Consider the following 21242-nt stretch of genomic DNA (forward strand, 5'->3'; position numbering starts at 1 on the left):
GTCAAGGCCTACAAGACGAGTGGCCGGCGATCTTCGTCGAGGTCTTGCAGCTCAAGCCGGTTGGGCACGGAGTATTCGCTGCTGGATCACAGAGCAGCTCCACTATCCCGTTCCCGGGTGTTTTGCAGTCGCTCACCGCTGCCTTGCACTGCACGTCCGCTTTGAACTGGCCTCCGGAATCCAGCTGTGCACAGCAGACCTTGGGCACACCGCCGCAGTCCGCTGCGTCGTCGCACAGCATACGCGTGCCGGTGCAACTGGTACCGGTGGCGGAGCAAGCTCCGGTGTCCGACGAAGCCGAGCTCGCATGACAGCAGAACTGATCTGGGAGGTCGCAGGTCTCCGCTCCGCAGCGGACGGACGTGCCGCCAGCGCCCCCGGTCGACGTGCCGCCGGTCGACGTGCCGCCGGTCGACGTGCCGCCGGTCGACGCGCCGCCGGTCGACGCGCCGCCGGTCGATGCGCCCCCGGTCGACGCGCCGCCGGTCGACGCGCCCCCGGTCGACGCGCCCCCGGTCCCGAGCTCGCAGTGTCCCTTGATGCAAACCCAACCCGACGCGCACGGGCAGTTCTTCCCGGCCAGCTCGATTGCGTCCACCGCACACGCCGCAAGGATCAGCGCGGCCGCGATCCACGCTCCCTGGGCGCGGCTTGGGGGCATTCTCGCGAACCTAGCAGATCCGCAGCGGCTTGGCAGTGCGTACGGTTCACGCTTCGCCGTTGATGTTCAGCTCGACGATATCGCCGCTGCCAGGCTCGAATTGAACCTGAAAGTAGCAGTCGCCACCATCCTTCACGAACACTCCGCGCTCCTTCCAGTCAGGTCGAGCTTCGCAGAAGAAGTTGCCGAACACGCGGCGCTTTCCGCCCCGGACGATGCCGACATATTGCCGCCGGTATTTGCCGAGCTGGCTGCTGATCGCGGCGGCTCGCCGGTCTTTGGATGACCGCAGGGCTCCGGGCAGCGCCGCTTCGAGAGCACGAGCGTCGGCCTCGGTGGGCGACCAGAACTCGACGCCACTGAAGTAGAACTCTGCGCCCAGTGCTCGAGGCACGAGGATCGCCTCGGGACCCGGACGCTGGAGGAGCAGCACACTGCTCGCGATGGGCGGCGGCAACGGGCCTGCTTTCGGCGGGGAAACCGTAGCGGGGCCGGCCGCGGCGGTCGCGGACGCGCCAGCTGCCGCCGGTCGAGACACCTGTTCCGACCCCAGCGAGCGCTCGCAGGCCATGCCCGATAGGCCCCACGCCAGAACCCAGAACCGCAATTCGTGCACCCGGTCCGAGATAGCGGGCATCTCGCGGGATATCAACGCAGCAAAGGCTGATCGTGCACGGCGACCGGGCCGCCGTTCTTCGCAGACCCCGTGCGCCAAGCTCGTGCTCCTTCAGCGGGTTGAGCGCCGGCGCGGCTTCTCCTATCCTATGCGGCATCATCCCTTGGAGCCCCCAATGCGCAGGATCTCGTTCTACTTCCCCCTCTTGGCTCTGGCACCCATCGTCCTGCAGGGCGCCTGCGGGGCAAGCGACGACCACGACGAGACCCTGGGAGCGAACGACATCGCCGCCTGGGAGGACGCCTACCAGCAGACCGACATGGGCAAGGTCGACTCGAGCGGTTGCTCCGGCGTGGTGATCCCCGACAAGAGCGGGTTTGCGAAGCGAGTTGCGCTCACCTTCGACGACGGCCCCAACCCAGCAACGACTCCTCAGGTGCTCGACATCCTGAAGCAGTACGGCATCAAGGCGACCTTCTTCATCAACGGCAAACGCGTGACCAGCGACGCGGCCCGCGCGGTGCTCGCCCGGATCCTGGAAGAGGGACACATCCTTGCCAACCACTCCCAGAACCACCTGAACCTGAAGACAGTCGGCATCGCGAAGGTGCAGGAAGAGGTCCAGAAGACCCACGACGTCATCCTCGCAACGGGCGCGACGCCACGCTATTTTCGCTTTCCCTTTGGCTCCGCCAGCTGCGCGGGCGTCGATCTCGTCGAGGGCTACGGTTACGCCGTCACGGGCTGGCACATCGACTCGGCGGACTGGTGTTTCGCCGCGTCCGGCTCCGGGCACTGCTCACAGTCGACGTTCCGCTTCGTCCCGGACGGATACCGCGACGACATGGTCGGCTACGTGATGAGCCAGGTGAAGAGCAAGAACGGCGGCGTGCTCTTGTTCCACGACATCCACCAGAACACCGCGTCTCACCTCAGCGAGGTGATCCAGAAGCTGAAGGACGGCGGGTTCTCCTTCGTGAACGTCGATGACGCGGCAGCGTTCCCACTCCTGAACGGCGCCACGCCTGCACCAACCCCGTTCGTGGGTGACAGTTGCAAGAGCGACACGGAGTGCAATTTCACGGATAACGGCAAGAGCGGCAGCTGCCATCTGTTCACGCCTGCCGGCGGAGCCGAGACCGGGTTCTGCACCGTTGCCTGTGAGGGGTACTGCCCGGACAAGAGCGGCAAAGCGCCGACCTTCTGCACCAGCCTCGACGGCGGCACGACCGGCAGTTGTGTGTCGAAGGCCGACACGTCGAACGGCAACTGCAGCAAGATCGCCGGCACCGCGGCGACCACGGCGAATCGCTTCATCGGCTCGTCCAACGCATCGGCCTCGACCGCACAAGCCTGCCTGCCCAACTGACGAGGGGCGCGCTTCGCGTTGCCACCTTGCGGGCTGCACGGCGTCGCCGCGGTGCGGCATGACGTCCATCATCTGCGCGCTCGCGGGCGCTAGCGCGGGAACCTGAATCCCGGGAACATCGAAGCATGAAAGCCTGCATCGGTCGCATGGGTGTCCTCGTGGCAGCGCTCGCGCTCACCTTCGCCTGCATCGGCTGCGGCAATGACGAAGAGGCGCGCGAACCATCTGAGGTTTTTGTGACGTCGAAGGCGGCCCTCTACGAGGGTGTGTTCGCGAGCCAGCCGACGGTCGGGCACAACATGGTCCAGCTCCGCCTGACACGCGCCGACGGGAGCCCCGTCCAGGGAGCGTTGCTCGCCGGAGAGGCGCTCTGCCCAGAGCACGGCCACGGCTCCAGCGACACGCCGATCATCAGCGAGGTCTCGGCCGGAGACTACGTCATCGACAACGTCGTATTCCAGATGGCGGGGCCCTGGGACGTACACGTGTACGTGTCGGCGCCCGGCGGCCAGGACGAGCTGGTCGTGCACTACGACGTCGACTGAGCGCGCATCTCGTCCGCGGGGCGGGTCGTCTGGGACATGGCCAGGCGCGAGCGACGACGGCGGTCGGCGCGCAACGTTCGGACGGCATCACGCTTCGCGTCGCGTCGCCTGCACCGGGAGCTCTTCCCACCTCGCCAGGAGGTCGCGGGGCACCGGATCCGCCCCGGCGAGGAACCGGTCCAGGTGGGGCAAGGAGTCACAACCCCAGAACAGCTCGCCATCGACGACGAAGCTCGGCACTCCGAACACGCCAAGCCGAACGGCCTCATCAGTCTGGTAGCGCACGCGCTCTTTTGCCTCTGGCTGTGAGGCAAGGTCCAGCCAATCGCTCGGAAAGCCCATCACTCCGAGCACCTCGCCCACGACCGACGCTTCGACGACGTTGCGCCGTTCTGCCCACGTGGCGCGATAGAGCGCTGCGACCAACCGAACGCGCTCACGATTGTCCATCGGCAGCGAGCTCACTCGCAGCATCAAGAGGGGGTTGAACGGGTGCGCAAACGGCGCGTCGAGCGGCATCTGGTAGTCGTGTGCGAGGCGCACGACATCCTTCATCAGATACCTTCGGCGCGCGGGAACCTCGGCGGGGCCGCGGGTCCCGTGGGCCTTCAGCAGCGCCGCAAAGAGCACCGGCACCGGTTCGACGTCACGCGCGTGCCGCGCGGCAATGGCCTGCACTCTCGAAAACCCCAGGTAAGCGTAGGGCGAAAGAAAATCGAAAAAACATCGGATGGCGCCGGGCATGCTCCGAAATCATACGCCCAAAGTCCCGCGCGACTGTGATTCCTTCCCCGCACGCCGAGCGATACCCTCGTGGTCGAGATGGCGACTGACCGCGAGGTGATCTTTGCCCGTCGGGCGTTGTTCGTCGCTTCCGCGCTCGCCGGCCTCGCTCGGCCGGGCAAGGCGGATCCCGCTCCGGTCGAGCCGACTCCCAGCGATTGCTCTCCTCCCCGACAGCCGAACCCCCAGGAACGAGAGCTTGCGAAACAGCTCTACCTGGAAGGGCGTGCCAGGTTGGATGCAGACGACGTCGCCAGCGCCGTCGACGCCTTTCGTCGCGCCTACGAGCTCGCCCCTCTGCCACGACTGCTCGTGCTGCTCGCCGATACCGAGTTGAAGCTGGGGGACCTCGCGGCAGCGGAGCGCCACCTCGACGAGCTCGTGCGATGTGCAACGGAGCCGCAGTTGCTCACGAGCGCGCAGACGCTGCGCGAACAGCTCGACGCCGTGTCGGGTCGGGTGACGATCGAAGGCGGTCCACCCGGCAGTGCGCTCCAGATCGATGGCAAGGACGCCGGGACGCTCCCACTCGACGCGCCGCTGCGCTTGGCTGCCGGAGCGCACGAACTTGCGCTGATCGGGGAGTGCGAAGCGCAGACTCGTTTCGAGCTTGGCGCTGGCGAAACACGGACGCTCGAGCTCGATCCCCGCTGCGAACCCCGGGTCTGTCTCTCACCCTGTCTGTCACCTCCGCCACCTCCTCCGCCGAGCTCCCTGCCGCGTTTTGCCCTGGGGGCAGGGGCTCTCAACTACGTCTCGCCGCCGAGGGACGCGGAGCCCCGCATCTTGCTGGGCGCGCGCGTCGACGTGAGCTACGCCGCGCCGCTCGGCAATAGCTTGGCGCTGCAGCTGGGCATCGCGTTCTTGCCTGCGATCAGCGACGCGGGAGGACTATTTCCTCTCGGCGTGGATCTCGCAGCCGTGGCAACGGCGGGCCCGCTCCGCATTGGCGCTGGAGTCACCAGCGGATGGCTCTGGTCCAGTGTGAACGACAGCGACGACTCGGTCCGACACCCACGCTCGTCGGTTTTTGTTCACCCTTACCTGCAGCCCTTGGGATTCCGACCAAGCGAACACATCGAGGCGGGACTGCATGTTGGGGTGATGCTGAGCCAGTGGCGCGGCTCAGACGGCGATACCTTCAGACCAGGCTTCGTCACGACCGGGCTCTGGCTGCGTTACTACTTCGGGACAGTCTCGGAGAATCAGGACTTTGCACGGCTCCGGGGAACATTGGGAAGGCGCGCTCCGTAGAAGGCATCAAATGCAACCCCTGCGCTCCGCGGTAGGCCTCGGCTCGTTGATCTTTCTGGCAGTCGCCTGCTCATCCCCGGGCGGCGGCGGCGGATTTGGCGACGGCGGGCTCGGTGGAAGCTCAGCGTTCGGTGGCGCGGGGGCCGTGGGTGGAGCAGGTGCTACCGGCGGATTTGGCGGCACAGGCGCGGTCGGCGGCACAGGCGCAGTGGGCGGCTCCGGCGCAACCGGCGGCTCCGGCGCGACCGGCGGCTTCGGCGGCTCGGGCGCAGTCGGCGGCTCCGGCGCAACCGGTGGCTCCGGCGCAGTCGGCGGCTCCGGCGCAAGCGGTGGCTTTGGCGGCTCCGGTGCAAGCGGCGGTTCTGGTGGTTCGACCACGACCTGCACCAAGGCGGAAGACTGCCCCAACTCGAGCACGATGGTGTGCGACCCGGCCACCGCCAAGTGTGTCAACGGTCAGTGCTCCGACAGCCTCGACTGCCCGACGGGCAAGACGTGTGTGGCTCAGGTGGACAGCGCCACCGTGGGCGCGTGTTATCCGGACTGCATCTTCAAAGGAGCAGCCTGCGCGGGTGGCGCCACCTGCAAGGTCTCCCAGGCCGACAACACAGGTTTCTGCTGGGGCGCGGGCAGTGCGTCCGACGGCCAGTCCTGCAAAGCCACTCCGCTCAACACCGGCTGCGCGCAGGGTCTGATCTGCGCAACTGATCAGGGCCAGAGTGTGTGCCGCAATCAGTGTAGCTTCTGGGCGACGACCCCCGGTTGCCCGAACGCACAAACCTGCGCGCTCAACGCCGTGTGTTTCGCCGAGGCCGGCGACTCCGCAGCAATCGGCGGGACCTGCGCGAGCGGTTCCACGGGCGGAGAGCCCTGCGGCAGTGACGGCAAGGCGTGGCGCGGGTTGTGCGCCAACGTCAGCGGAACGACCTTCACCTGCAACAAGACGTGTCGCGCAGCAGTCTCGTCGGATTGCCCGAGCGGCAAGAGCTGTTTGACCGGCACGGGTAACGACGTCGGCGTTTGTGGCTGACCGCCGCGCGACCGAGCCGAACATTCGACGCACGGTCGATCGCCGTGTACGCGAGCTGTTCGGCGACCTGCTCGTTCCGGGAAACCTGCCGCACGGGTTCTCGGTCGTGGACTTCGACGTCGAACAGGGGCCAACCCTGCACGTTGCCCGCGAAAACCAGCATCTGCGCATCGAGCTCGGCGAACGCTCGCTGACTCGGGATTGTCACTGCCGTACTCGGCGGTTCAACCTGTACGCGCGCGATCCGCGTCAAGACCGTGCCTTGGGCGAGGCCGACCGGCTGTTGCTCGCGCACGTGACGAGGGAGCTCGAGCGGCGGGAGGGCGAGCTGCCCCGAGTAGCGCGAGCTCCCGCGACCGGTCGCTTCGAGCTGCGGCAGATTGACGTCGAGCGCGTGCTCATTCGGGAGGGGCCAGGCCAGTACTACCTGAATCCCTACGTCGGCTGCGCCATCGGCTGCCGCTTCTGCTTCGTCAACGATCAAGCCGACGTGTCCCGCGCGCTCGACGGGCTCCCACACGCCACCTGGGGGCGCTGGGTCGACGTCAAGGCCAACGCCGCCGAGGTGCTCGCGCGCGAGGTGCGCGAGGTCGAGCCGGGCATCGTACGCATGAGCCCGATCCTCACCGATCCCTACCAGCCCCTCGAGCGCCGTCATCGCATCACGCGGCGTTGCCTCGAGGTCCTGCTGGACGCGGGCTTCACGCCCTGCATCCTGACGCGAGCCGCACGCTTGACCGAGGACCTGCCGTTGCTCTCGCGCTTCGATCGCGCGCTGGTGGGTTTTTCGGTGCCGACCGACGACGATGCGATGCGCCACCGGTTCGAGCCCGGAGCCGACCGCATCGCCGATCGCATTCGGGCGCTGCGCATGTGCCACGACAGCGGCCTCGTCACCTTCGCCGTGATTCAGCCGATGCTCCCGCTCGATCCCGCGCGGCTGGTCTCGCTGCTCTCGCCGTGGATCCGCAGAGTACGCATCGACCGCCTGCACCGCAGCGAGCTGGTAGCGAGTATCTACGAGCAGAACGGCCTGCTCGCCCAGGCCAGCGACGCCTACTTCGACGCCACCCGTGCCGAGCTCACGCGGCTCTTTGCCGAGCGGTCCGTCCCCACGGACGAGCTGGAGGATCTCTCCCGCTTGCGGGACTCGACCGCTACTTCTTCTTCCCCTTCGGCCGCGCGTCGGGAGTGAGCTCCTTGTTCTGCCAGTAGAACTCGTTCTTCTTGCTGCTCGCGTCGGAGAAACCCACGACCTCCATCTCGGCCTCGATGGCCGCGGTGCCTTCGGGGACGTGTTTGGCCTTCACGCAGGAGAAGGTGATCACGGCCTTCTCTGCGGGTTTCATCGGACCGTCGAAGATGTTTCCGGAGCACACCTGCATCGGTTTGCCTTTGCCTTCTCCCTCGACCTTCACCTCGAGCTGTTTGCCCGCCTTGTCGTAGAAATAGACGGCGACCTTGCCGTACAAGATCTCGAGCTTCGACTTGCTCACGACGCGGAACGACGGCCCGGTGTCGGTCTGTTTGCCCGTCCACGTCACTTCCATCATGCGCGCCGTGCCCTTGGCCTCGCACGGTTTCTTGAACGACCCCGGCCCGGTCGAGCCCTCGGGGCAATCGTGGTGCGGCTCTTCCGGCTCCGCGCTGGCGGCCGGAGCGCTTGGCTTCGCTTCCGGTGTGGGCGCCGGCGCCGCAGTGGCGGTCGCGGTCGCCGGTGCGGACGTGCTCTTTTCATCGTCACAACCGGTTGCGGTCGTCGCGACCAGCGCTAGTGACACGATGCTGGAAACCAGGGTGCTCTTCGACATGGGACCTCTCCCCGACGACGCTAGCCCAAGCGCGTGAAATCGTCAGCGTCGATGAAGCGCCGCCTTCGGGGCGCGCCGGCTCACTGCTTGGGCTGCGCCAGGTACTGGAACAGGTCCGAGCCAGTGGACAGCACCAGGTTGGTCTGCTGGCCCATGGCCTTTTCGTAGGTGTCGAGGCTGCGGAGGAAGGCGTAGAACTCTGGCGCCTTGCCGTAGGCTTGCGCGTAGATCTTGGTGCCCTCCGCGTCGCCCTCGCCCCGGGCCTTCTGGGCCGTCTCGTAGGCCTTGGCCAGGAGGATGGTCTTCTCCTTGTCGGTGTCGGCGTGGATCTTCGCCGACTCTTCCTCACCTTCGGAGCGGTACTGCTTCGCCACACGATCACGCTCGGCGCGCATGCGGGCGTACACGCTCTCTTGGACCTCCTTGGGCAAGTCCGCGCGCTTGATCCGCACGTCGACGATCTCGATGCCAAACTCCTTGGTCTGAGTCCGCACCGCCGCGGCCACTCGCTGCATCATCGGGTCGCGCTCGTTGCCGATGATCTGTCCGAAGTCCCGGCTCGCCAACTCACGCCGCATCTCACTGTTGATGATGTCGTCCAGCCGGGCCTTGGCCCCGGTCTCGTCGTGAACCGTCTTGAAAAAGACGAGTGGGTCGACCACCCGCCAGCGTGTGACAGGATCAGCGACCAGGCGTTTTTTGTCGAGGGTCAGGTACTCCGCGGGCGGGGTATCACTGCCCATGATCCGCCGCTCCATGCGTGTCACGGTCTGCGCAAACGGTGTCTTCAAGTAGAGGCCCGGCGCATCCACCGTGCGCTTGAACTCACCGAACTGCGTGACGATGGCGAGCTCTCCTTCGTCGACCTGGAAGGTCGACTGCCCCACCAAGATGATGGCCAAGACTGCCAGCAGAAGCGCCCCGAACTTCATTTTGCAGCTCCCGTCACGACCGCGGCCGTGCCCTGGGCACCGAGTTGCAGGATCGGCACCGCGCCCTTGGCCAGGTCCTTGTCCACGATCACCTTGTTGTCGATCTTGGCCAAGATGCGCTCCATCGTCTCGAGGTAGAGCCGCTGACGTGTCACCCGCTCGGCCTTGCTGAACTCGGCGTAGACGGAGTCGAACTTCTGCGCGTCACCGTTGGCCCGGAGCACCCGCTGCTCCTTGTACCCTTCCGCCTCGCGCTCCATCTTGCGCGCTTCACCGCGGGCCCTGGGGATCAAGTCGGCCTGGTAACCCTTGGCCTGGTTGATCAGCTGTTCTTTCTCTTCCCGGGCGCGCACGACGTCGTGAAACGCTTCTTTCACCTCGTCGGGCGCGTCCACGGCCTGCAGCTTCACCTCGGTGATGCTCACGCCGCTCTGGTACTCGTCCATCAGCTTCTGCAGCCACGCCCGCGTCTCGGCCTGCACGCTGTCGCGGCCGGTCGTGATTACGTCATCGATGTTGGTGCGGCCGACCATGCTGCGCAGCGCGACCTCGGCCGTCGCACGCAGGGTGTCCTCTGGATCCTTGATGCGGAACAGGTATTTGCTCGGATCCGTCACGCGGTACTGCACGATGATCTGAGCCTCGACGATGTTCTCGTCGCCGGTGAGCATCAGCGCCTCGGTGGGAACGCGCTCTTTGCCACGAAATCCCACCTCGATACGGCGGATCTGCTCGAGGTTGACCACGTCGATATTTTGAACCAGCGGCACGCGATAGTGCAGGCCCGGGCCGGTCTTGCCGGACTCGCGTCCGAAGGTGCGCACCACACCCTGTTCGCCTGGACCCACGCTGTAGATGCCGGTGGCCGCAATGACCAACAGGATGATGCCGAGCACGATTGGTCCGAAGCTCCGGGCGTTCTTCTTCAGCGTCGCGGACACCTGTCCGATGACCTGGCCAACGTCCGGTCCGCCGCCGTTCGAGTCCCACGGGTTTTGCATGTAGGCCCTTCATGGCCTCGTGGGCTCTGAACTGCAACCCGGATCGGGAGAGCGCCGCCACTCTCACCTAGCCTCGACTAGAGCGCCGAACAGGTTGAACGTCGTTTGTTTTCCGGGACTTGCAAGCTGTTCGGCGCTCGCGCGCGGAGCGCGCACGGCCGAAGGCCGGGGGTTTGGGGCGCAGTCCCAACGTAAAGGTCCTAGAACACGAGCAGCGCAAGCTGATCGGTGTTCTAGTGCGCTTTCGCGCAGCGGAAGCGCTGCTGCGACAGGGTTTCTTCGAGGTTATCCTCGGCGCGACCTGCCAGAAATTCGCGACTCATCCCAGGCCAGAGGAGGCATCCGCCGGCCTCGCCGGTAGTTCAAGTGGGTTTTCGCCGCTCATGCCCATCGCGATCTGAGCGTCGCAAGACTGCTCAACTCGAGCCTCGCGAACAGACACGAAACGCGAGGCTCCGTGGCCGAGAGCGGGCGACAGGCCGTCGTCATGATGTCGCTCTCGGCGCGGGAGCCCCGCGCTCGTTCTCGGGATGGTATTTTCGAGCGAATCAGCACCTCCTCTTCCTCCCCCCCCTAGGGCCCCCTTCTCGGGCCGAGTCAGGTCACTTGGGGCCCTTGGGGTCCTTCTTCGGTGCCTTGTGCGCTTTCTTTGCGGGCTTCGTCTTCTTCGCGGGAGCGGCGGCGGGAGCCGCGGACGCGGTGGACGCAAACGCCGTGGACGCGGGGACCGCGAGGCCGGCGGCCAATGTAAAGAGACCCAACTTCGAACGTAGCATTTTCGATTTCTCCTTCTTCTCTCATCAGGCTCGGCCAAAGGCCGGGCCAGAACTTTCCCCTCAAGCGGCGCACGACTTGTGCTCGAGCGCCGCTTGAACGGCTCGCCGCAGCTCTTCCACGTCGAGCGGCTTGTCGAGCAACAGCGCCGACGACATGCGCGAGACCGATTCGTGCGTCTCGGGATCACCGAAGGCGGTAATCAGCACCACCGGCACCGTGCAACCGCTCTGACGAAGCCCATGCAGGACGGCAATTCCCGTGTAACCCGGCATGCGAATGTCGCTGACGATGACGTCGGCAAACTCCAGCTTGCCGTCATCCCGGACCTCACGCGCCAGCTGGTCCAGAAGCTCGCAGCCATCACTCACTTCGATCACCTGATGGCCATCGCGTCTCAGCGCTCGAGCGAGGAGCCAACGCAGCTCATCGTTGTCCTCGGCCAGGAGCACGCGACCGACGAGACCCCTGGTGCGCTCAGCGGCTTCGAGGCCCGGTTCCGACGATGACGGTTTGGACATGGAGGCGGTGAGTGCACGAGCCATGCCCAAGCTCGAATCACCCGAGGTCGCGGGCTTGGCTGGTGATGCTCGGGTCAGGTCTCCGCAGTTGGGTCAACGTTCCCCAGTCGCCGCTCCCCACCGGACGCGCTCTCTACCTGATATTGCTCGAGTCGGCGGTGCAGGGTCTTGCGATCGAGCCCAAGAACCTGTGCCGCCTGGCTCTTGTTGCCTCCCACGCTTCGGTAGACGAACAGAATGTGTCGACGCTCGACCTCGGCCATGGGCAAGAGCTCCCGGGCCTCGGCGCCGGGAAAGGCGCTGGGGCTGTTGGGTTTGTGTACACGATCCGGCAAGTCCTCCGGTGTGATCTCGGAGAACGCGGTCAGCGCCACGGCCCGCTCCATGCTGTTTGCCAGCTCCCGGACGTTTCCTGGCCACGAATGAGCGAGCAGACACGCAGCAGCTCTCTCGGTCATGCCCACGACGGGGCGGGAAGTCGCGCGGGCGAACTTGTCGATGAAGTGATGCGCCAGGATCAGGACGTCGTTGCCGCGGGTGCGCAGGGGCGGAAGGTGAACGCCCACGACGTTGATACGATAAAAGAGGTCTTCACGAAAATCGTGGCTCGCAACCGCGGCATCCAGGTCGCGGTTGGTCGCCGTGACCAGGCGCACGTCGACCTCTTCTTCGCGGTCCCCTCCAACCGGACGCACGGTCCGCTCTTGCAGCGCTCGGAGCAACTTCGGCTGCAGCCCCAGCGGCAGCTCGCCGATCTCATCCAGAAACAGTGTGCCACCATTCGCGCGGGCGAACAGCCCAACCCGATCGGAGCGGGCGTCGGTGAAGGCGCCGCGCTCGTGGCCGAAGAGCTCGCTCTCCAGCAGGTGCTCCGGCAGCGCGGCGCAGTTCACCGCCACGAAGGGGCGCTCAGCCCGCCGGCTCTGCTGGTGAAGCGCTCGCGCGGAGACCTCCTTGCCTGTCCCACTCTCGCCGGTCAAGAGCACCGAGACGTCCGTCGCCGCGACCCGCGACAAGATGGCGCACGTCCGCTGCATCACCTCGCTCTGGCCGACCATTGAACCAATGCTCGCGGTCGTCGCCGATTCCCGCAGACGCTGAACTTCGTCCCGCAGCGCGCGGGCCTGGAGCGCGCGCTCGATCGCGATACACAGCACGTCGACGTCCACGGGTTTGGTGATGAAGTCCGCCGCGCCGGCGCGCAGTGCCTCGACCGCCACGTCCAGGCTGCCGTGGCCCGTGACCACGATTACGGGAACGTCGCGGCCCATTTCCCAGACACGACGGCACACGTCGATGCCGTTCATTCCACTGAGCGCGACGTCGGTGAGCACCAACGTGGCAGAGTCCGTCGCCAAGTGTCCGAGTGCTTCCTCACCCGAGGCCGCGCCGAACACCTCATACCCGCGCCGAAAGAGCTGCGAGCTCAGAAATTCTCGCAGGTCGGGATCGTCTTCGACCAAGATCAAGCGGCTCGGCATGCCTCGTCTCCTCGGGGAAGCAGCAGCGAAAACGTGGTCCCCTGGCCCAGCACCGAGTGCGCCGCGATCTTGCCTCGGTGGTCCTGCACGATGCCGTATGAAACAGCCAGGCCGAGACCGGTCCCCATCCCTACCTCTTTGGTAGTGAAGAACGGTTCGAACAGGTGGTCCATGACCTCAGCCGTCATGCCGTGACCAGCGTCGACCACTTCCACCAACGCGCGGGCGTCGTCGGGTCGGCTGACTCGAAGCACAATGCGCTCGCCGCACGAGCTCGCCTGGATCGCGTTCAGGACCAGGTTGGTCAAGACCTGCAAGATCTGGGATTCGTCGACCGACGCCGACACCGCGCCGTCGGGACTCTCGACTTCCAAGCTAACCTGCGCTTTGAGTGCGCTCGACTTCAGCATGGCAGCGGTCTCCCGCGCGAGCGCCACGAGGTCCGCCGGGGCCTTGACCGCCGACCGCGGGCGAGAGAAGTCGAGAAGCTGGCGAATGATCAGCGTGATGCGCTGGGTCTGACGCGCGATCGCCGCGGCGGAATCGCCGATGTCATCCGCCTGTCCCGTCTCGATCAGCCGGGCATGGCCCTGGATCACGTTGAGCGGTGTGCCAAGCTCGTGTGCAACGCCGGACGCCAGGCGTCCAACGGTAGCGAGGCGCTCGACGTGCCGCAGCTGCTCCAACGCCTGAGCCCGCTCATTCATCGCGGCCTCGGTATGCCGCTTTGCCGTCGAGAGTTGGTCACCCATGGCGTTCATTTCCCGGGCGAGCTCCCCTAGCTCGTCGTCCTGGGACAACCGGACCGGCGTCTCGAAGTCACCGGCGCCTACGCTCCTCGCTTTGTCACGTAGAGCCCGCACCGGACGACCCACGATCCAGGTACCCAGGCCGAACGCGAGCAAGATACACACTCCGCCGATGGCAGCGGTGAGCAGCAGGGTGCTCCGCATGATCCGCCGAAGAAACTGATCGCGCCCCGTCAGCGACTCCGAGATCTCCAGCGCCCCGGTCTGTCCGGCGCTTCCGGACAGTGGCACGTAGCTGACGAGCTCCGCGGTCGGCTCCGGCACCACCCGGTGAACGACCTGACCCAGACTCAAGAGCGAACGCTCACCGGGGCTGAACCCGACGGTATGGAGACCTCTCGGCTCCGCGCTGGTGTCAACCCAGCGGAGGTGAACAGGGTCGTCCGGGGAGTCCGAGTGGGCCACCACATCGAGGGCCAGAGCGCGCCCGCGAACGCGCCAGGCCTCACTGACCGCCGCGGACAGGGCGCGTCCCAGCACGTCGTGATCGCGGGTCAGATCCGCCTCGTACAGCCGCGCTTCGCCTTGAATACGGATGAAAGCCCCGAGTGAAAGCACCGCGATGACCGCAAACGCGATGTACAGCGTGAGCTTTCGCGTGAGCTTCATGGCAGCGCCCGCTCGCTCAGCGTCTAGCCCGGCGGTTTCATTCCAGCGTCACGCATCGCTCTCACGTGTAGGACCGCGACCCGCAGGTCATCCAGCTCGAAGGGTTTGTCGAAGACCGCGTAAGCACCGGCGGATCGGGCCCGAGCGTGCAACTCTTGATCGCCGAAGCCGGTCATCAGGATCACGCGTGCGCCGAGCGGTGACCCCTGCAGCTTGCACAGAGTGTCGAGCCCGGAAGGGCCGGGCATCCGGACATCGGCGAGGATCACGTCGGGCTCGGCCAGCTCGCGCTCACTGACTTGCTCCAGGATCCGGACCAACGCATGCCCGCTGTCGACGACGAACAGCTCGTGCCCGTCCTTGGCGAGCGCAGTCACGAGCAGTTCGCTGAACTCGGGGTCGTCCTCGGCGACGAGCACTCTGAGCGCGCGGCTGGCGAGCGTGCGCCCGTGATGGGTGCGGAGCGCCGGGGTGTCGATCATATCGGCGCCGCGCGGGCAGGTTGGGCGAGCAAGAGGAGAGCCGCGCCCAGCACGATGGCCACGTCCGCTACGTTGAAGATGGGCCAATAGGAGACGTGAATGAAGTCCACGACGTGACCCCGGAGCGCGCGGTCGGTCACGTTGCCGAGGGCCCCACCGAGCACGAGCGCTGCGGCGAACCTGCCGGCCACGTTCAGTCGTTGCCAGTGGCGGAAAGCGAGGAAACACATGCCGAGCGTGGCGAGCAGCGACACGAGCGTGATCACGTACCAGCGCATGTCTGCGCCGAGTACGCCGCCCAGCAGGCTGAATGCCGTGTCGGTGTTGTGAGCGAGCCGCAGGTCGACCAGCCCGCGAACCAAGCTGACCGGCTGGCTCAAGTTCTCGGTGGCCAGGTGTTTGGTCGCGTGATCACAACCCACGACCCCGCTCATCACGAGGGTGAACCCGAACCAGCGCAGCTTTCCCATCCACCGGAGAACTCCCGCGGAGAGGAATAATTCCCGGCTGCGGCTCTCGCGCGGGGAAACGCCGCAGGTATGAAACACGAGCGGGGATCCGCTAGCTTCCGGGGCGCACCATGCTGGATTCGGATCACTCTCTGCCCGGCGGGGCGGCCGAAGCCCTCGGACGGACCACGCGGACCTTGCGCGTCGATCTCCTGGGAGTGGTGGCGCCGCATGAGCCACCGGGGCGCGTCGTCCTGGTTTGTTCTACGCTCGCCGCGGCGGGCTCCACCAACGAGGCGAGCCACGGCGAGGCCTTCGAACTCGTGCTCAGGGACGGCTCGACGGTGCGCGTGGACCTGGAGGATTTTCCGAGTGACGGCCTCTCCGCACCGAAGACGAGCGAGCGGGGAACGTGGCGGCAGGTCGAGCAGACCGCGCTGGCTAGACCCTTCCGTGGTCGCGGCCCTGGCCCGCATGTGAAGGTCACCGTCGACGGGGCCTGCGTCGCCACCGGCGACGAAGTGTTGGTGATCGGGATGCCCACCGACGAGCAGCTAGAGGCGGGGGAAGACGCTTACCGGGAACGCCGGATCTTGAGGCTCAGCGAGGTGCGCGCGACCCGCGTGGCCAAGGGTGCCGCTGCCATCGAACAGGCTCGCGCCGCGGCGAAGCTCGCGAAAACTTCTCGGGAGCGGCCCCGGCGTCGCTTGCCATCGAAGAAGAGCCTCTTGATCGGCGCGCTGGTGATCATAGTGCTCGCGGCGCTCGGCTCGGCGCTCCTGCGAGACCCCTGGCTCTGGGCTACCTGGGGCGCGGGGCTGTCTTCCGCCGTCATCTTCGGCTTGTCCGTCAGCCGTGACACCGACAGCCCCGGCGCGCCCGCAGCAGGCGAGACATTTCTGGATATCATCGCGGCCATCCAGCTGTTCATTGCTCTGGCCATGCTGCTCGGTGCGCACGCCGTGGCGCTCGCGGCGGGCGGCCAGTCCATGGCCGGCATGTCCGCAGCGGCCTTCGCCGTCGCGGGGATCCTCGCCTGCCTCGGCGCGGCGCGGGCCACGCGGCAACCCCGACGCCACGCGCGCATCATGCTCGACGCCCCTGCCCACACGGAGACATCGATGGACGGCGACTGGGAGCGGTTCTGCGGCACCGTCGAAGACCCGACGCCGGTCCGAGTGAGCGGAGTGGCCGCAGCCATGTCCCGCGTGGTGAGCCAGGGGGAAACCTCGGTGGTGGTCGACGACACCTTCGTCCTGGTCTCGGACGAGCGCCGCATCGAGGTCGATCCGTCGGACGCGATCTGGAGCTCGACGGCTCGTCGCTCGGTTCCGATGCTGGAAGATCCGATGGGGCGCGTGCTCGAGGAAATCCCGGTGGGTGCCCGGGCTCTCGTCGTCGGCCGAAAGCGAAACCAGGGTGGCCGAGCGCGCATCGCCGCGAGTGGTCCTGAGTCGCTGTTCATCTTCGCCGTGCCGGAGCGCGAGGAGCCACTCGACACCCTGCGGCGCTGGCAGGCGAGCGACCGGCGCAACCAGCGGCTCCAGCTCGCCCTGTGCTGCCTCGCCGTCACGCTAAGTGTGCTGGCCCTTGCGGCCACCCTCCCCCACGCTCCGCGTTGAACGCCTTCGATTGACGCTGCTGTCGGTAAGCGGCATGAGTGAAAGATGCGGGAGCGCCTCGAGCTCGGTGAGATCTTCGGTGTGCGGCCACTCGGGCGAGCTGCGCGGGAGGTGGCGCTCACGCTGCGCGGTGATCCTTACACGCCGCCGTCCCGCTTCGGACCGAGCAGCTTGCGTGTTTTCCAACCGCTGCTTGCGCTGTCAATGTGGGCGCGACTGCGCCGCAAGGACCGGCGCATTCCCATCTACAACCTGGTGAATCGCACACCCACCCCGACGGATGATGGCTGGTCCGTGCGGGTCACACAGGTCGAGGACTTCCGGGGCGGTCGCCTGACGTACGACAGCCACAACGGCACGGACTTCGCGGTGCCGGTCGGCACGCTGGTGGTCGCGCCGGCGGCTGGGCACGTGGTCCGTGTCTCGAGTGAGTTCAATCGCGGCGGGCTCAAGGTCATGCTCGATCACGGCCGCGGACTGATGACGACCAGCAACCACCTGGCGCGTGCCTTGGTACGGCCGGGCGACGTCGTGCAACGCGGCGATCCCATCGCCCTCTCCGGCGCGTCGGGCATCGACATGGTGTTCGCGTTTCCCTGGAACGCGCCGCACGTGCACTTCAACGTGTGGCTCAACGGCGAGACGGCAGATCCGTTTGCCCGGGGTGACGAAGTTCCGCTGTGGCTCGAGGGGAACGAGCCCGGCCCGGTCGCTCCGGGCGCACCGAGCGAGGCGGTCGAAGCGAGCCCCTGGAGCCAAGACGGCGTGCGGGCGGCCATCGAGAGCTGCCGCGATCACCAGCTCGGGGTGCAGCTGGGCCGCACCGAACCCTTCGAGCGCCGCGCCGCCGACACGTTGTTCCACCTGCGCTACTACCCAACGCGGTTCACGGGCCACCACTCGCTGCTCGAGCGAACCTTCCCGCGAGAGCGTCGCCTGAGCCTGCCGTTCTCGTCGCGCGACGCGACGGGCATCGTGTTTCCGGACTGAGCGATTGCTCGATACGCGCCCCTCGGCCGGAGGTCGAGTCCTGGGATTACGTGCGCAGTCTTGCCATGATCAGATCACGATCGGCCACTGGGGCCGGAGTGCGAGAACCGGCCGGGACCGGCGGCGGCTGTCCTGACCGTGAGGAGCGTCGCGCGGCGTACGCTGTCGTCAACGGAGTGGGAACTAGTAGTCAGCCACGACGCGGAGCCGGCCACCGGCCACCACCGGTGGTTTGGCGGGAGCGTGCAGCTCGTGCTCTCTCCAGATCGCGAAGTCTTCAGGCAGTGGGCCGGGCAAGGTCGGCTGGAGGTTCTTTTCGAGCAAGAGAAAATCGTGGCGGGCTTCGAGCTCGAGGGGCAGGTTGTGCTCGGGACCCTGCGCTTTGAACCAGGCGCGAGCCCTCTGCACGTTCTCAATCAAGACGTCATGCTGCGGGTCTGCCTTTGCCGCTTCCAGGAAACGAGCCTGCATCGTGGGCAGGTCACCGCGTCGGTAGGCGATGCACGCGAGGTAGTTCAGACCCAAACCCGGGCACGGATGCCCGAGCTCGAGCGCACGCTGGACATGGCGCTCGGCTCCATCCAGATCCCCTTCGTGATAGAGTGCCCCCGCCAGATCGAGGTGCGCGGCGTGGTGATCACCCAGGCGCTCGAGGACCGCGCGAAAATCCGCCGTGCTCTCTCGAAAGCCGACGCGGATGCCCTTGTTCTTGGCGAACCAGTCGCTCATCAGCTTGGCGTCCGCTGGTGTGGCGTCGAATGGCGTCTTCAGCTCCTGGAAGTCTCCGCTGAAATACGCTTCGCGCTGCAGCCAGCCGGCCTTCTCGGCGTCGTCGAAGTCGAGCGTTCCGGGGTAGATCGAGAGGCACGAGAACAGGTACTCGTGGGGCCGAGCACGCTCGAGAAATCCGAGCGTCTCGCGGAAGGTCTCGGCCGTCTCGCCGCGGTTTCCCAGCATCATGTAGAAGCGCACGCGGATGCCGTATTTCTTCGCGAGCTCGCCGGCGTCGATGATCTCCTGCACGCTGATCTTCTTGTTGATGGCGTCCAAGATCGGTTGTGAGCCACTCTCGACTCCCAGGCTCAAGCGCTGACAGCCGGCGAGACGCATCTCTTTCAGGAGTTCCTCGCTCAGCACGTCGACGCGTGTGTCGCAGCTCCACAGGAACTGGAGCCCCCGCTGGCGAATGCCCTGACAGATCTGCAGCGCTCGCTTGCGGTTGGCGGTGAAGGTGTCGTCCTTGATCTGGATCATCTTCACGGGCAAGCGCCCGAGCGCACTCTCGATGGAGTCGAGCACGTAGGGGATGCTCTGCCCGCGGAACCCCCGACCCCAGCTCGTCTCTGCTCCGCAGAACGTACACTGCCAGGGACAGCCGCGAGACGTCATCACGATGTGGGTGTCGAAGTGCCGATGCGGCGACTCGAGGCTGTCGAGATCCTTGATGGCCGGGCGGTCGGCTGCCAGCACCGGCTGCTCCGCTTCGCGATACACACTGCCAGCGATACCGCCGAGCGGCTGTTTTGCCGCGACCCGCGCCAAGATCTCCCGGAACGTGTCCTCGGACTCACCCAGCGTGACCAGATCGATTTCCGGGTGGTGCGCCAACATCTCTCTTGCGAGAGGCGTGGCGTGCGGGCCGCCCACGACGATCGGAGCTCCGGGACGCAGCTGTTTGAGCAGCCGCGCTACGTACGCGACGCCACGCCGGTTCGCGGTCCAGCACGACATGCCGTACACATCGGCGTCGAGTTCCCGCAACACCTCTTCGACGCGCGTCCAGGCAAATCCCGAGAGGTTCATCACCTTCACCCGGTGACCCTCTCGAATGGCCTGAGCGCCGAGTGAAAAGAGTCCGTAGGGCGTCTGGAAGAAATCCGAGTCGAGATCTCCCTCGCGGTAGTCGGCGGGCGGTCCCTCGCCCTTTGGCGGCGGAGCCTCACCCGGCCGACCGATCTTCCACGGGGGTGGATACAGGAGTGCGATGCGCATTTCGTCCCGCTCGCCCCCGAGCATAGAGCCGGACCCGCCGAGCGCACACCCCGCCGCGCAAATCTGCAGTTTGTGCCGCTCCGCCCGCGAGCGCGCAGGCGGTCGGCCGGCGCGGCCGTGCTACGCTTCGTCGTGGTGTTTTTAGGTCGAGTGTTGTCCGGAGGTATGGCTGCGCTCGTGCTCGCCGCTTGTGCAACGGGACCTGGAGCCGGTAGCGACGACGGGAGTGGCGGCGGCGCAGGGGACGCCAGCGCCGACGCCGGAGCGGCGGGCAGCGGCGGCTCGGCGGTCGACGGGTCGAGCGGAGCTGGCGGCACCAGTGGCAGTGGCGGCGGCCTCAACTTCGACGCAGGCGCGGACGGTCAAGACCTCGACGCGGCTTTCGATCCGGACGCGGCCTGCGCGTTCGCGACGGAAGAGACGACTCCGGAGCTTCAGCCCGTCGACATCATCTGGGCGGTCGACAACTCCGTGAGCATGCAGCCCGCCATCGACGAGGTGACCAAGGGGCTGAACGCCTTCGCCGCCCTGATCGGCAGCAAGAACCTCGACTACCGCGTGATCATGCTGAGCCTGCGCAGCAAGACGAACCCGGTGGTGGTCGCCGGCTCGAACCGCTACGCGGTGTGTATTCCACCGCCGCTCTCGGCGGACACGAACTGCAGCAACGGTCCGCGCTTCTTCCAGTCGAGCATCGACATCCGGAGCACACAACCGCTCGAGCAGATCCTGGGCACGCTGGGGCAGACCGCAGGCTACGCAGTCGGCGAGGCAAAGGGCGGCGAGGCCTGGAAGGCCGAGCTCAGACCGAGTGCGACCAAGACCTTCGTCGTCGTGAGCGACGACAACTCACGCCTTCTCCCGCAGGACTTCGAGACCTTCGCTGGGGGGAAGAACCCATTCAACTCACTGACCCTGCCGCCCGGGATCCTGGATCCGTCGTGGAACGGGCTGTTCACGGGTTATGTCTTCAGCGGGCTGTACGGCTGGGGCTCGACCACGGATCCCAACGTGACGTGCAAGTACCCCGGTGGCTCTTCCCCGCCCAGCTCCGGCCCGACCTACACCACGCTGGTCCTGAAGACCGGCGGCGCCCGGGCACAGATCTGCGCGGGCGCGAGCGCGTGGGGTCAGTTCTTCGATGACGTCGCGACCGCAGTCGTGAAGTACTCGAAGCTCTCGTGCACGCTCGCGTTGCCCAAACCGCAGACGGGCAAGCTCGATCCCGGCAAGGTGAACGTGCTCGTGGTCGGGCAGACGACGACGGCGCTGCCCAAGGTGAACGGAGCGAGCGCGTGTGATCAAAATGGCGGCTGGTACTACGACGACGACGTCAACCCCACGAAGGTGACCCTGTGTCCGGCGTCGTGTGCCGCGGCAGAGCAAGCCGGCGTGACGACGGGCGGCGTGAAGCTCGTGGTGCAGTTCGGCTGTCAGACGATCGTGAAGTGAGAGGCAGGGGGGCCCCGCCTGCACGGGGAAGGGCTGCCGCACGGCGGCGTATCAAGGGG

General features: G+C 66.5%; 21 protein-coding genes. 8 read left to right on the top strand and 13 right to left on the bottom strand.

Annotation, left to right across the window (positions count from 1 at the left end):
* Position 1: 1 nt before the first annotated feature.
* Together IPI67_03880 and IPI67_03885 are read right to left on the bottom strand one after the other, a co-directional pair.
* The gene (locus IPI67_03880; GenBank protein MBK7579325.1) at positions 2-661 is read right to left on the bottom strand and encodes a hypothetical protein; all 660 of its coding nucleotides are present in this window, start codon (positions 659-661) and stop codon (positions 2-4) included.
* A 46-nt stretch (positions 662-707) separates the two neighbouring features.
* A complete protein-coding gene (locus IPI67_03885; GenBank protein ID MBK7579326.1) occupies positions 708-1277 on the bottom strand; it encodes a hypothetical protein in 570 nt (189 codons plus the stop codon).
* 175 nt (positions 1278-1452) lie between these two features.
* Here IPI67_03885 and IPI67_03890 point away from each other — a divergent pair, with 175 nt between their 5' ends.
* Both IPI67_03890 and IPI67_03895 read left to right on the top strand, forming a co-directional pair.
* Positions 1453-2646, top strand: a complete 1194-nt coding sequence (locus IPI67_03890) for a polysaccharide deacetylase family protein (GenBank protein ID MBK7579327.1) — start codon at positions 1453-1455, stop codon at positions 2644-2646.
* 125 nt (positions 2647-2771) lie between these two features.
* Positions 2772-3191, top strand: coding sequence for a FixH family protein (locus IPI67_03895; GenBank protein ID MBK7579328.1), 420 nt, complete (start codon positions 2772-2774; stop codon positions 3189-3191).
* Between the two features lie 87 nt (positions 3192-3278).
* Here the strand turns inward: IPI67_03895 and IPI67_03900 are convergent, their stop codons facing one another.
* Entirely contained in the window at positions 3279-3935 is a 657-nt protein-coding gene (locus tag IPI67_03900; GenBank protein MBK7579329.1) for a 2-hydroxychromene-2-carboxylate isomerase, read from the bottom strand.
* A gap of 78 nt (positions 3936-4013) precedes the next feature.
* Here IPI67_03900 and IPI67_03905 point away from each other — a divergent pair, with 78 nt between their 5' ends.
* Genes IPI67_03905 through IPI67_03915 form a run of 3 tightly spaced genes read left to right on the top strand, consistent with a single transcriptional unit; the run spans position 4014 to position 7453 of the window.
* Positions 4014-5228: a hypothetical protein gene (locus IPI67_03905; protein ID MBK7579330.1), complete on the top strand. Its 1215-nt coding sequence runs from the start codon at positions 4014-4016 to the stop codon at positions 5226-5228.
* A gap of 10 nt (positions 5229-5238) precedes the next feature.
* Entirely contained in the window at positions 5239-6258 is a 1020-nt protein-coding gene (locus tag IPI67_03910) for a hypothetical protein (GenBank protein MBK7579331.1), read from the top strand.
* On the top strand, positions 6251-7453 hold the full coding sequence (locus IPI67_03915) for a radical SAM protein (GenBank protein ID MBK7579332.1): 1203 nt from the start codon (positions 6251-6253) through the stop codon (positions 7451-7453). The genes IPI67_03910 and IPI67_03915 overlap by 8 nt, the downstream gene beginning before the upstream one ends.
* Here the strand turns inward: IPI67_03915 and IPI67_03920 are convergent.
* The 9 genes from IPI67_03920 to lspA form a co-directional block, all read right to left on the bottom strand.
* Positions 7416-8069: a hypothetical protein gene (locus tag IPI67_03920; protein MBK7579333.1), complete on the bottom strand. Its 654-nt coding sequence runs from the start codon at positions 8067-8069 to the stop codon at positions 7416-7418. The genes IPI67_03915 and IPI67_03920 overlap by 38 nt on opposite strands.
* An 80-nt stretch (positions 8070-8149) precedes the next feature.
* Positions 8150-9001 (bottom strand): protease modulator HflC, encoded by an 852-nt coding sequence (gene hflC / locus IPI67_03925; GenBank protein MBK7579334.1) that lies wholly within the window; start codon positions 8999-9001, stop codon positions 8150-8152.
* Positions 8998-10002 (bottom strand): FtsH protease activity modulator HflK, encoded by a 1005-nt coding sequence (gene hflK / locus IPI67_03930; protein MBK7579335.1) that lies wholly within the window; start codon positions 10000-10002, stop codon positions 8998-9000. The genes hflC and hflK overlap by 4 nt, the downstream gene beginning before the upstream one ends.
* A 602-nt stretch (positions 10003-10604) precedes the next feature.
* Positions 10605-10778, bottom strand: a complete 174-nt coding sequence (locus tag IPI67_03935; protein ID MBK7579336.1) for a hypothetical protein — start codon at positions 10776-10778, stop codon at positions 10605-10607.
* A 60-nt stretch (positions 10779-10838) separates the two neighbouring features.
* Positions 10839-11297, bottom strand: a complete 459-nt coding sequence (locus IPI67_03940) for a response regulator (GenBank protein MBK7579337.1) — start codon at positions 11295-11297, stop codon at positions 10839-10841.
* A 74-nt stretch (positions 11298-11371) separates the two neighbouring features.
* Positions 11372-12778, bottom strand: coding sequence for a sigma-54-dependent Fis family transcriptional regulator (locus IPI67_03945; protein MBK7579338.1), 1407 nt, complete (start codon positions 12776-12778; stop codon positions 11372-11374).
* Entirely contained in the window at positions 12763-14196 is a 1434-nt protein-coding gene (locus IPI67_03950; GenBank protein ID MBK7579339.1) for a HAMP domain-containing protein, read from the bottom strand. The genes IPI67_03945 and IPI67_03950 overlap by 16 nt, the downstream gene beginning before the upstream one ends.
* A 23-nt stretch (positions 14197-14219) precedes the next feature.
* Positions 14220-14678, bottom strand: coding sequence for a response regulator (locus IPI67_03955; protein ID MBK7579340.1), 459 nt, complete (start codon positions 14676-14678; stop codon positions 14220-14222).
* Complete coding sequence (gene lspA / locus IPI67_03960; protein ID MBK7579341.1) at positions 14675-15148, bottom strand: signal peptidase II; 474 nt, start codon at positions 15146-15148, stop codon at positions 14675-14677. The genes IPI67_03955 and lspA overlap by 4 nt, the downstream gene beginning before the upstream one ends.
* A 110-nt stretch (positions 15149-15258) precedes the next feature.
* On the opposite strand from lspA, the gene IPI67_03965 reads away from it, so the two are divergent.
* Complete coding sequence (locus IPI67_03965) at positions 15259-16749, top strand: MFS transporter (GenBank protein MBK7579342.1); 1491 nt, start codon at positions 15259-15261, stop codon at positions 16747-16749.
* 45 nt (positions 16750-16794) lie between these two features.
* Positions 16795-17739: a M23 family metallopeptidase gene (locus IPI67_03970; protein MBK7579343.1), complete on the top strand. Its 945-nt coding sequence runs from the start codon at positions 16795-16797 to the stop codon at positions 17737-17739.
* A gap of 183 nt (positions 17740-17922) precedes the next feature.
* On the opposite strand, the gene IPI67_03975 is transcribed toward IPI67_03970, so the two are convergent.
* Positions 17923-19731, bottom strand: coding sequence for a cobalamin-dependent protein (locus tag IPI67_03975; protein MBK7579344.1), 1809 nt, complete (start codon positions 19729-19731; stop codon positions 17923-17925).
* A gap of 135 nt (positions 19732-19866) precedes the next feature.
* Between IPI67_03975 and IPI67_03980 the strand changes: the two genes are divergently transcribed.
* Positions 19867-21183: a hypothetical protein gene (locus IPI67_03980; GenBank protein MBK7579345.1), complete on the top strand. Its 1317-nt coding sequence runs from the start codon at positions 19867-19869 to the stop codon at positions 21181-21183.
* The last annotated feature ends 59 nt before the right edge of the window (positions 21184-21242 follow it).

The organism is Myxococcales bacterium (assembly GCA_016706225.1).
In the GTDB taxonomy this organism is placed as follows: Bacteria; Myxococcota_A; Polyangia; order Polyangiales; family Polyangiaceae; genus JADJKB01.

Coding starts and splice junctions, on each gene's coding strand:
- hflC (MBK7579334.1), bottom strand. CDS start 9,001: ATGAAGTTCGGGGCGCTTCTGCTGGCAGTCTTGGCCATCATCTTGGTG.
- IPI67_03975 (MBK7579344.1), bottom strand. CDS start 19,731: ATGCGCATCGCACTCCTGTATCCACCCCCGTGGAAGATCGGTCGGCCG.
- IPI67_03940 (MBK7579337.1), bottom strand. CDS start 11,297: ATGTCCAAACCGTCATCGTCGGAACCGGGCCTCGAAGCCGCTGAGCGC.
- IPI67_03900 (MBK7579329.1), bottom strand. CDS start 3,935: ATGCCCGGCGCCATCCGATGTTTTTTCGATTTTCTTTCGCCCTACGCT.
- IPI67_03890 (MBK7579327.1), top strand. CDS start 1,453: ATGCGCAGGATCTCGTTCTACTTCCCCCTCTTGGCTCTGGCACCCATC.
- IPI67_03965 (MBK7579342.1), top strand. CDS start 15,259: ATGCTGGATTCGGATCACTCTCTGCCCGGCGGGGCGGCCGAAGCCCTC.
- IPI67_03955 (MBK7579340.1), bottom strand. CDS start 14,678: ATGATCGACACCCCGGCGCTCCGCACCCATCACGGGCGCACGCTCGCC.
- lspA (MBK7579341.1), bottom strand. CDS start 15,148: ATGGGAAAGCTGCGCTGGTTCGGGTTCACCCTCGTGATGAGCGGGGTC.
- IPI67_03935 (MBK7579336.1), bottom strand. CDS start 10,778: ATGCTACGTTCGAAGTTGGGTCTCTTTACATTGGCCGCCGGCCTCGCG.
- IPI67_03895 (MBK7579328.1), top strand. CDS start 2,772: ATGAAAGCCTGCATCGGTCGCATGGGTGTCCTCGTGGCAGCGCTCGCG.
- IPI67_03970 (MBK7579343.1), top strand. CDS start 16,795: ATGCGGGAGCGCCTCGAGCTCGGTGAGATCTTCGGTGTGCGGCCACTC.
- IPI67_03910 (MBK7579331.1), top strand. CDS start 5,239: ATGCAACCCCTGCGCTCCGCGGTAGGCCTCGGCTCGTTGATCTTTCTG.
- IPI67_03950 (MBK7579339.1), bottom strand. CDS start 14,196: ATGAAGCTCACGCGAAAGCTCACGCTGTACATCGCGTTTGCGGTCATC.
- hflK (MBK7579335.1), bottom strand. CDS start 10,002: ATGCAAAACCCGTGGGACTCGAACGGCGGCGGACCGGACGTTGGCCAG.
- IPI67_03905 (MBK7579330.1), top strand. CDS start 4,014: ATGGCGACTGACCGCGAGGTGATCTTTGCCCGTCGGGCGTTGTTCGTC.
- IPI67_03880 (MBK7579325.1), bottom strand. CDS start 661: ATGCCCCCAAGCCGCGCCCAGGGAGCGTGGATCGCGGCCGCGCTGATC.
- IPI67_03920 (MBK7579333.1), bottom strand. CDS start 8,069: ATGTCGAAGAGCACCCTGGTTTCCAGCATCGTGTCACTAGCGCTGGTC.
- IPI67_03945 (MBK7579338.1), bottom strand. CDS start 12,778: ATGCCGAGCCGCTTGATCTTGGTCGAAGACGATCCCGACCTGCGAGAA.